Below are 9,657 nucleotides of genomic sequence, written 5' to 3'. Positions count from 1 at the left end.
GGGGCAAGCCCCGGTTGTAGGGCTTACGCTTATCCGCCGGTTGTTTACAGTGCGCCCCTGCGCTTATACCCTTGCGCAATATCGCCTTGCTCAGGCAGACAACAAGAATGGATACTGGAAAAGGCCATGTCAGAATCACAACAACTATTTGACCTCATCGTTACCGGGCACCGCTCCGACAAGCCGGTCGAAGCGCTGGTGCGTGAAGTCCTCACCCTGCTGGATGACCATAGCCCCCACTTGGAATTCAAACTGTCAGACGCATTGCTGTTCAGCAATGGCATGACCTCCATCCGTGACGGCGTCAGCCATGAAGAAGCCGAGGCCATCCGCCAGCAACTGCTGACGCTGCATGTGGATTGCGACATCCGCCCCACCCTGCAAATCGTGCCCAAGGAAGCTGAAATAAGCGTCGCTGAAACGGCTGTGTACACCTGCCCCGCCTGCGGCCACCAGCAGCCCAAACGCCCATCCCGCGATGGCCGTCTGGAAGCGTGTGAAGCTTGCGGCATCGTTGGCGAGCGTTACCAGAAAGGCCAGCGCTTGCAGCAGGTGATGGAGTCTGAGAAGCACCGGCATGAAAATGAACGCTCCAAACGTATCCGCGAAGTCCTGGAACGCGCCAAGCAGGAAGAAGAGGCGCTGTTGCAACAGGAAGCCCGCCGCCGCCTGGGGTTGGCGGAAAAACCCAACCGCATCGGCCTCAAGGTCGCCGCTGCCGTCGCGGCGATCAGCATCGGCCTAGGCGCGGTTTACTACCTGAACCAACCTTCTCCGGAAGAGCTGGCCAAGCAGGAAGAAGAAGCCACCAAAGCCGCCGCCGAAGCCGAGCAGAAAAAGCAGGACGCGCTCGCCAAGACCGTGCAGAAGGTTGCAGAAATGTCCGGACGCATACAGAACATGATCCCATCTGGAGCGTCAGGCCCAAGCGGAAATATTGACGCCATGATTGATGGCGAAGGAGCAGGAGCCAGTCCGTCCCCCTTCAAGGCGGTTCCGGCGGAACCTAAAGCCGGGACGCCTCCAGCACCTCAGAGTGACACCAGCAAACCCGACATCAAGGAAACCCCGGAAGCACGCAAAGCCAAAATCACCCAAGCGTTGCAGGACGATGCCAAAGAGCCTGACACGCCCGCGAAGGCGGCCGAGCGCAAGGTCAAAGCCAAGGTTTCCGCCGCCGCCGTCACGGAAATGGAAGGCGCACAGCTGACGACACCCCGTTTCCAGATTTCACAGGACGAACATGCAGAAAACCGCCACCGTATCCAGCAATTCCTGAAATTGAATGAAACCGATCTGACGGACGCGGTCATTGAACAAACCCAGGAAGCCTATCCGCGCACCCTGCTGCTGCTGGACATTGCCGAATGGCATACACAGCACCAGAAACCGGACAAAGCCCAGCAAGCGCTCGAGCGTATCCAGCAGGAACTGGCGCAAAGCCGGGATGTCACCCAACAAGCCCTGATCATGGGCTGCATCAGCAAGGCTTACCTGTTGCAAAACCAGTGGGAGCAAGCCGGGCAAAGCCTGCAAGAGGCGATAGAAAAAGCCCGTACCTTGCCGCAACCGCCAGAACAAATCGGGCTATTGACCAGGCTGGCGAATGAGCAAGCCCTGTTCGGCAACCAGATCGCCGCCCGGCAGGTGCTGGAGGAAGCAGGCAGGCTAGCCAGCACGCTCCCCAACGGACTTGAGCCCCGCTCCAGCAGCTATATCCAGATAGCTTCCGGCTACGCCACGCTCACCGATTTTGGCGAAGCCAATAAATTCCTGCCTAAAGTGGAAGACCCAACCAAACGGCAAAAACTGGCCGAGTTCATTGACAAGCTGCAACACCGGGTGGAGCAGGCGCAGGCCGAATACCAGCAGACCATGGCGACCGGACGGCCTTAACGCGGCGTCAGCAGGTAAACCTTTTCTTCCAGACGGTTTAGCCCACGCTGGCGAAAACCGGGCTCATCCTCCAGCGCGTTGATCGCCAGCAGCCGATCCACTTGGCAGTGTTCCGCATACAGGGCCAGGACTTCCGCCTCCTGCACTGAAAACGGTGGCCCATTCATTTGCTGCTGGTCATATTCCAGCGTAATCAGCAAGGTCTGGACACCGCGCGGCAGGATCGCCAGCAGGTGTTGCGCATAACGGGCGCGCATGGCAGGCGGCAGCGCAATCAGTGAGGCGCGGTCGAACACTCCGGCACAATCGGCCACATCCGCCGCGGTCAGGGCAAAAAAGTCACCCAGCAGGACTGTCAGCCCATCCGTTTCCCAGCGTTCAAAATCACCCTGTTGGCTGACGGTCGGCTCCAGCGCATTTTCAGCGAAAAAATCACGGACGGCGACCGGGCTGATTTCCACGCCCGTGACATTCAGATTCTGGGAGCGCAGCCACAACATGTCGCGGCTTTTGCCACACAAGGGCACAAAAATCTGGCTGCCCGCAGGCGCTGCCAAGTTGCCCCAGAAGGCTTGCAAGTGGCTGTTGATTTCATGCTGGTGAAAACCAATCTGATTGCGTTGCCAGCGTTCGTGCCAGAATTCCGCGTCCATACCGTCTCCTTATTGCCTAGTTTTGTTCCAACCGCCGCCGGAATTCGCCCATGATACGCTGGTAAAGCTGCTTGCCCAACACCTTGTCCTCCACGCCGTATTCCAGGCTGGGGTTGTCATTGACTTCAATGACCAGCACGCCTTTGTCCGTTTGTTTCAGGTCAACGCCATACAAACCATCGCCAATCAGGCGGGCGGCGCGCAGCGCGGTCGCCAGGACATCCGGCGGCGTTGCATCGACCGGCAAGGTTTCCCATTTGCCCTCCTGGACTTTACCGGCGGCGTTGTGGTTGATGATCTGCCAATGCCCGCGCGACATGAAATAACGGCAGGCGTACAAGGCCTCGCCGTTGAGCACGCCGATACGCCAGTCAAATTCGGTGTAGGTGTAGGCTTGCGCCAGGATCAGTTCGGAATGCCGGAACAGCTCCGCCGCCGCCGTCTCCATTTCCTCCCGGTTGGCTGCCTTGTACATGCCACGGGAAAACGAACCGTCCGGAATTTTCAGCACCAGCGGATAGCCGAGCTGCTGTTCGGCCCGCTCCAATTCCCCCTTCGCCAGGATCAGCCCAGCAGGGGTGGGGATTTTGTGGGTGGCAAGCAGTTCATTGAGGAAAATCTTGTTCACGCAGCGGCGGATCGAATCCGGGTCGTCAATCACCACCATGCCTTCGCTGGCGGCCTTGCGGGCGAAACGGTAGGTATGGTGGTTCAGCGCCGTGGTTTCGCGGATGAACAGCGCATCGTATTCCAGCAAATGGCCGAAATCCTTGGGCGTGACCAGCTCCGCTTCGATGCCGTGGTCGGCGGCGGCGCGGATGAAGGCTTGCAAGGCTTTCTGGTCGGAAGGCGGCAGCTTTTCCTCCGGATTGTGCAAGATCGCCAAGTCGTAACGCGCCTGCTTGGTGCTGGCGGGCGTTTTCCAACGCTGGCGCAGTTGTTTGTCCAGCACTTGCAGGAAAAACTGCTCCTGCGGATAACTCAGTTTGTCGAAGGAACCCGCTTTCAACCGGCTGATGCGCCAGCGGCCATTGCGGCGGAACTCCACCCGCAACAGCGGCGCGCGGAAGGCTTCGAACAATTTGCGCGCCAGTGGCCGCAAGGTTTCGCTTTCACATTTGCCGAATTGCAGCACGATTTCGAAACGGGAAATGTCCACTTCCGGCGATTTCTGCCCCAGCGCCTTGTTGACCATTTCATCCAGGTCGTCCAGCACTGGGCCGTACAGGGTCTTGCGTGTCAGATCCTGCAAGGTGCTGACGGTCGGGATCACCTTGTGCCCACGGGCTTCGGCCAATAGCGAAGCGTAGTAGCCAAGGCTTTGGTAGGACAAATCCCGGCACAAGTTAATGACATGCAGGTGCGGGCGTTTGGCCCAGTTTTCCCCGGTCAAATAATCTTTGACGGCGGCGACCGGATGGCTGGGATAGTGTTTTTTCCAGTGCTTGATGTCATCGACCAGCAATAAATAGTCAGGCATGTGTGCGGCGCCCCTGCGCTTCATGTCATAATGATTTTTGGTGCATCATACGGTTTTCCAGCAGCGGATACACGTTAATTTCCGGCAATCCAGGTGAGGCTCGCAAACATGTTTGAACCACTGATTTCCCCCGCATTGCAGCACTATCCGGCGAGCTATGCGCAAGCCCGCGCCAACTTCCTGGCCGCCTTGCACCAGCAAGTTTGCCTGGTGCGGCATGAAGCCATCCGCCACCCCGCGATAGGTGCGGACGGGGAGGCGCTGTTCACCGACATCGCTTGGTTGGGCGATGAAAACGCCCCCAACCTGCTGGTGCTGATTTCGGCCACCCATGGCGTGGAAGGCTTCGCGGGTTCCGCCATCCAGCATGATGCGCTGCTGCGGCTGACGCACACTGAATTGCCGCCGGGAATGGCGGTGCTGATGCTGCATGCGCTGAATCCGTGGGGATTTTCCCATCAGCGGCGGGTGAATGAAGCCGGTGTTGACTTAAACCGCAATGGGGTGGATTTCAGCCGTCCCCTGACGGAAGCGGCAGATTACGCCGAGCTGGCGGATCTGGTGCTGCCGCCTGACGGCGACTGGCCTGCCGCCAACCGGCGTTTGCAGGAATACACCGCAGCGTGGGGCGGACAGCGTTTGCGTGAGGCCATTACCCGAGGGCAGTATTCTCATCCCACCGGCCTGTTCTACGGCGGGGACGCCCCCAGCTTTGCGCGCCAGTTGGTGGAAGGCAAGCTGGCGGAATGGCGGCTTGGCCAGCGGCAAACGCTGGTGCTGGATTTGCATACCGGGCTGGGGCCGTTCGGCCACGGTGAACTGGTTTGCGACCATCCGGCGGACAGCCCCGCCAGCCACAAGGCGCGGCAGTGGTTCCAGCGGCTGGTTTCCCTGCCGGAAACCGGCGATTCCTGCTCTATCCCGCTGACCGGGCTGATGGATTACCTGTGGCATGACGCCATGCGCGCTGACGGCATGTTCCTGACGCTGGAATACGGCACTTACCCGGTCATGCGCATGCTGGAAGTCCTGCGCCGCGACCATTGGCTGTATGCGCAAGGCACACCCGACTTCAACACGGAACTGGCGCAAACGATCCGCGCGGAATTGGGGGAATTTTTCAACCCCCATTCGATGCTGTGGCGGGAATGCGTGTTGCTGCGGGCGCGGCAGGTCATCCGCACCGGCTGGCGGCACCTGCTGGGGATGGACACCAGCGCATGAATGACAGCCTGATCCGCCCCGCCGCCAATGCCGACCTGCCAGCGTTGCTGAAACTGGAAAACGCCAGTTTCGACAGCGACCGCATGAGCCGCCGCAGCTTCCGCTATTTCCTGCAACAAGGGCAAAACTGCTTCCTGGTGGCGGAATGGGAGCGGAATATCGTCGGTTATATCCTGGTGCTGCTGCACCGGGGCACCCATCTGGCGCGCATCTACTCCATCGCGGTAGACCGTTCCCAACAGGGGCGCGGCATCGCCCACCGGCTGATTGAGCAGGCGGAAAAGGTCTGCGCCGACCAAGGCCGGGTCAGCATGCGGTTGGAAGTGCGCAAGGACAATGCGCGCGCCATCCGCCTGTACGGGCTGCTCGGCTATCATCCGTTCGGTGAATACAAGGACTACTACGAAGACCATACCGATGCGTTGCGGCTGCAAAAGCGCATCCTGTCACCCAACGCGCAAACCATCCACGCCGATGTGCCGTATTACCCGCAACATACCGATTTCACCTGTGGCCCGGCGGCGCTGATGATGGCGATGGCGTCCCTGAATCCGGCGACTGCGCTGACCATGAACGAGGAACTGGGCATTTGGCGTGAGGCCACCACCATTTACATGATGGCCGGGCATGGCGGCTGTAGCCCGGTCGGGCTGGCGCTGGCCGCCATCCGGCGTGGTTTCCGCGCCGACACCTACCTATCCGTCACCGACACGCCCTTTATCGACTCCGTGCGGGATGAAGAAAAAAAACAGGTGATTGAACTGGTGCACCAGGATTTTCTGCAACAATTGGCCTGCCATCACGCTCCTGTGCATTACGCCAATATTACGCAGGTCGAATTGGAAAACGCCTTGGAACAGGGAAAAACGCCACTCGTGCTAATCAGCACCTATCGCTTCGATCACAAGAAAACACCCCACTGGGTGGTGGTGACAGCCATGGATGAACGTTTCATCTACATCCATGACCCTTATATCAACGAAACTGACTATCGGTTCGCGCTGGACAACCAGTACTTGCCCATCAGCCGCAACGATTTCGACAAGATGTCACAATTTGGGCAATTACGCTTGCGCACGGCGGTTATCATCGGCTTGGGCTGACGAATTATTGAAAACCTCTTCACCAAAATAAATTTGCAGGATATGCAATGGTGTCGTTTCCAGCGCTTCCGCCAACCGGATCAAGGTTGACAACTTGGCGTCGCTGATCTCTGCATTCAATAGCCGGTACCAGGTCTGCCGGGAAATATCCGCCCGCCGCGCCGCTTCCGACTTGGAAAAACCAAGGCTGCCGACACGGTGACGAAGATAATCGGCGAGATCTTTTGCTGACATAAGGACCCTCTCTTTTGTCTATTTGTTTACGAACGCTCATTATGTGAGTCGTGCATTGGACATAATCCGTTCAAATGACATTGATTAAAAATGGATACTCATGCTGTTTTTGATCTATTTTTTGGCGGAACTTTTTTCACTTATGTCAACCCAGTGTGACATAGTGTGGTGATAATATGGATTTATACCCCTTGACGGTTAGAGTGTGGGCGCTCCGGCAAAACAACAAACGCCCAACCATCCCATATGCCGTCCTTGTTTCCCCGGGGACGGTATTTTTTTTGCCTCCCCGATTAGCCATGCCCCCTAAGAACCTGCTCATAATCTTTTTAGGCGATAGGCTCAAGGCATTTTTGAGCACCAGCGATGACCGACCGCCACCCCTACCCCAGCGACATCAGCCGGGAACAATTTGAAGCCATCGGTTGTCACCTGGAAAGCTTTCGCCGCCGCACCAAACCACGCACCACCTGTACGATGTTGTCTGCGGCGTGCTGTATGTCCTGAGCTGATCGTGGATGCGCAAAGTGTGAAGGATGCCGACACCGCTGGGGCCAAAGGTTACGACGCGGGCAAGAAAGTGTCCGGCATCAAGCGGCATATCGCCGTGGACACCGGGGGTTGCCCCATGCCGTGTCCATCACAACAGCGGATGTCAATGACCGGCAGGGCGGCTTGTTGGCCTTGTCCTGCCGCGCGGCTTGCCTCACCGGGGTGAAAAAGGTCTTGGTGGATGGTGGCTATACCGGTGGGCCATTTGCCGGACGCCGAAGTCGAGGTGGTCAAACGCCATGGGTTGCACACCTTCAAGGCCCTGCCGAAGCGCTGGATTGTGGGGCGTTCCTTTGCCTGGTTGGAGAAATGTCGGCGGCTGTGGAAAAACTGTGGACGCCTGCCCAACAACAGCCTGCACTTTTTGTAATTGAAAAGGCAAGCTTTCCAGCTTGCCTTTTCGAGTTGAGTCGTAGTGCCTACTTCTCCTCCAACTCCACCGCAATCGCCCCGCACGGACATTCCTCCGCACACAGCCCGCAGCCCTTGCAGTAGTCGTAGTTGAACGCAAACCGCTTGCCCGCCCCCAGCTTGATCACCGCGCTGTCTGGGCATACGCCGTAGCAGTTGTCGCACTCGAAGCAGTTGCCGCACGACAGGCAGCGGCGCGCCTCGAACAGCGCATTGCCTTCATCCAGCCCGCCGACCACTTCATCAAAGGTGGACTGGCGGCGGATAATGTCCAGTGTGGGCCGCACGGTCTTTTCCGCATCGGCGTAATACCAAGTGTTGAGGCGTTCGAAGGTCGCCTTTTCATGCTTGGGCGCTGGCTGGTAACGTCCGCCACGCAAGAAAGCGTCGATCGCCCGCGCCGCCTTCTTGCCATGCCCGACCGCCACGGTCACGGTGCGCTCGCTGTCCACCACCATGTCGCCACCGGCAAACACACCCGCATGGCTGGTCATCATGATTTCATCGGTTTGCACGCTGTCCCACTTCGTTGTCAGGTTGGGGATGCGCTCCAGCAGAGTTTGCTCCACGTTCTGCCCCAGCGCCAACACCACCGAGTCGGCGGGCAGGGTTTCAAATTCGCCAGTCGGCTGCGGGAAGCCTTTCTCATCCAGCGCCATTTTCTCGATGGTGATGCTGCCTTCCCCGGCCTCAGTGATGGTGGAAAGCCATTTCAGCTTCACGCCTTCTTCCAGCGCCTCCTGCACCTCGAAGTCGTGCGCAGGCATTTTGTCGCGGGTGCGGCGGTAAACGATGATGGATTCTTCCGCCCCCAGCCGCTTGGCGGTGCGCGCCACGTCGACGGCGGTGTTGCCGCCGCCGTACACGACCACCTTGCGGCCGAGCAGTGGCGGATGGTCTTCCACCTCATGCAGCACGCTGACCGCATCGGTGATGTGGCTGGCGTCGCCCGCCGGGATGTAGGCGCGCTTGCCGATGCCTGCGCCAATGCCGAGGAACACTGCGTCGAAACCTTCCGCCTGTTGCAGCGCCAGCACGTCATCCACATGGGTGCTCAGGCGCAGCTCCACGCCCATATCGACAATGCGCTGCACTTCGGCGTCCAGCACTTGGCGCGGCAGGCGGTAACGCGGGATGCCGTAACGCATCATGCCGCCCGCTGCGGTTTCCGCCTCGACAATGGTCACGCCATGCCCTAAGCGGCGCAGATGGTAGGCAGCAGACAACCCCGCCGGGCCGGAGCCGACCACCAGCACACGCTTGCCACTTTCGGTGGCCGGTTTGGGGAATGCCCAGCCCTGCTTCAAGGCCTCATCGCCGAGGAAACGCTCGACCGCATTGATGCCGACGGCTTCGTCGAATTGGCCACGGTTGCAGGCACCTTCGCAGGGGTGGTAGCAAACCCGCCCCATGATCGCGGGCAGCGGGTTGTTTTCCACCAACGAGCGCCACGCCGCTTCGTAATTGCCTGATTCGGCATGGAACAGCCAGTTCTGGATGTTTTCCCCCGCCGGGCAAGTGGCGTTGCAAGGCGGCAAGCGGTCGACGTAAACCGGGCGTTTGGTGCGCCACGAGCCGGTGTGGTTGGCCAGGCTGGTGTTCTTGTCCAGGGTGATGGCGAACGGTTTTTCGATTTGCGTGCTCATGCGGCTGCCCCCCCTCTGTTAGGCAAACGTGTTTCCAGCAGGCCGAAACGGCGGATATTGCGGTCGGCGATGGCTTGCAATTGCGCAATCACCTCGACCTGTTTGGGGTTGCGGAACAGGTGCGCGAAACGCTTTTGCAGCTTCAGGTATTCCTCCACCGGCACCTGTTTGCGGATGGCGCGATGCCCGGTGATTTCGCCGTGCTCGGCTTCGAACACCGGGAACAGGCCGGATTCAATCGCCAGCCGCGCCAGCTTGATGGTGTTGGCGGGGTCTGCCCCCCAGCCCAGCGGGCAGGGCACATGGATGTGGATGTAACGCGCGCCGTGAATACTCATTGCCTTGGTCACTTTCGCCTCCAGGTCGCGCAAATCGGCCACGGAAGCGGTCGCCACGTAGGGGATTTCATGCGCCATGGCAATCAGCGGCACGCTTTTGCCCTGGCCGAACACATTGCC

General features: G+C 59.2%; 7 protein-coding genes and 2 pseudogenes. 4 read left to right on the top strand and 5 right to left on the bottom strand.

Going from position 1 to position 9,657, the window contains the following annotated elements:
* The first annotated feature begins 126 nt into the window (after positions 1 to 126).
* Complete coding sequence (locus tag VSS37_RS12700) at positions 127 to 1,896, top strand: hypothetical protein (protein ID WP_324695777.1); 1,770 nt, start codon at positions 127 to 129, stop codon at positions 1,894 to 1,896.
* On the opposite strand, the gene VSS37_RS12695 is transcribed toward VSS37_RS12700, so the two are convergent.
* Together VSS37_RS12695 and VSS37_RS12690 are read right to left on the bottom strand one after the other, a co-directional pair.
* Entirely contained in the window at positions 1,893 to 2,549 is a 657-nt protein-coding gene (locus VSS37_RS12695) for a thiopurine S-methyltransferase (protein ID WP_324695775.1), read from the bottom strand. The genes VSS37_RS12700 and VSS37_RS12695 overlap by 4 nt on opposite strands.
* A 16-nt stretch (positions 2,550 to 2,565) precedes the next feature.
* On the bottom strand, positions 2,566 to 4,029 hold the full coding sequence (locus VSS37_RS12690; protein WP_324695774.1) for a RimK family ATP-grasp domain-containing protein: 1,464 nt from the start codon (positions 4,027 to 4,029) through the stop codon (positions 2,566 to 2,568).
* 108 nt (positions 4,030 to 4,137) lie between these two features.
* On the opposite strand from VSS37_RS12690, the gene VSS37_RS12685 reads away from it, so the two are divergent.
* Positions 4,138 to 5,253 (top strand): DUF2817 domain-containing protein, encoded by a 1,116-nt coding sequence (locus VSS37_RS12685; RefSeq protein ID WP_324695773.1) that lies wholly within the window; start codon positions 4,138 to 4,140, stop codon positions 5,251 to 5,253.
* Positions 5,178 to 6,356 carry a ribosomal protein S18-alanine N-acetyltransferase gene (rimI, locus tag VSS37_RS12680; protein ID WP_324695772.1) on the top strand — a complete coding sequence of 393 codons (1,179 nt, stop codon included), beginning with the start codon at positions 5,178 to 5,180 and terminating at the stop codon, positions 6,354 to 6,356. The genes VSS37_RS12685 and rimI overlap by 76 nt, the downstream gene beginning before the upstream one ends.
* Here rimI and VSS37_RS12675 read toward each other — a convergent pair.
* A complete protein-coding gene (locus tag VSS37_RS12675) occupies positions 6,318 to 6,590 on the bottom strand; it encodes a helix-turn-helix domain-containing protein (protein ID WP_324695769.1) in 273 nt (90 codons plus the stop codon). The two genes, rimI and VSS37_RS12675, sit on opposite strands and share 39 nt — an antisense overlap.
* 366 nt (positions 6,591 to 6,956) lie before the next feature.
* Between VSS37_RS12675 and VSS37_RS12670 the strand changes: the two are divergent.
* Positions 6,957 to 7,512, top strand: a pseudogene (locus tag VSS37_RS12670) (transposase).
* A 49-nt stretch (positions 7,513 to 7,561) separates the two neighbouring features.
* On the opposite strand, the gene VSS37_RS12665 reads toward VSS37_RS12670, so the two are convergent.
* Together VSS37_RS12665 and VSS37_RS12660 are read right to left on the bottom strand one after the other, a co-directional pair.
* Complete coding sequence (locus tag VSS37_RS12665) at positions 7,562 to 9,199, bottom strand: NAD(P)-binding protein (RefSeq protein ID WP_324695767.1); 1,638 nt, start codon at positions 9,197 to 9,199, stop codon at positions 7,562 to 7,564.
* Positions 9,196 to 9,657, bottom strand: a pseudogene (locus VSS37_RS12660) (pyruvate ferredoxin oxidoreductase); the annotation flags it as partial. The gene VSS37_RS12665 and the pseudogene VSS37_RS12660, both read right to left, overlap by 4 nt.

Origin of the sequence: Candidatus Thiothrix phosphatis (assembly GCF_035668035.1) — a bacterium.
Lineage (GTDB): Bacteria > Pseudomonadota > Gammaproteobacteria > Thiotrichales > Thiotrichaceae > Thiothrix > Thiothrix phosphatis.
Note: the sequence above shows the minus strand (reverse complement) of the source record. Positions and strands in the feature narration are given on the sequence as shown.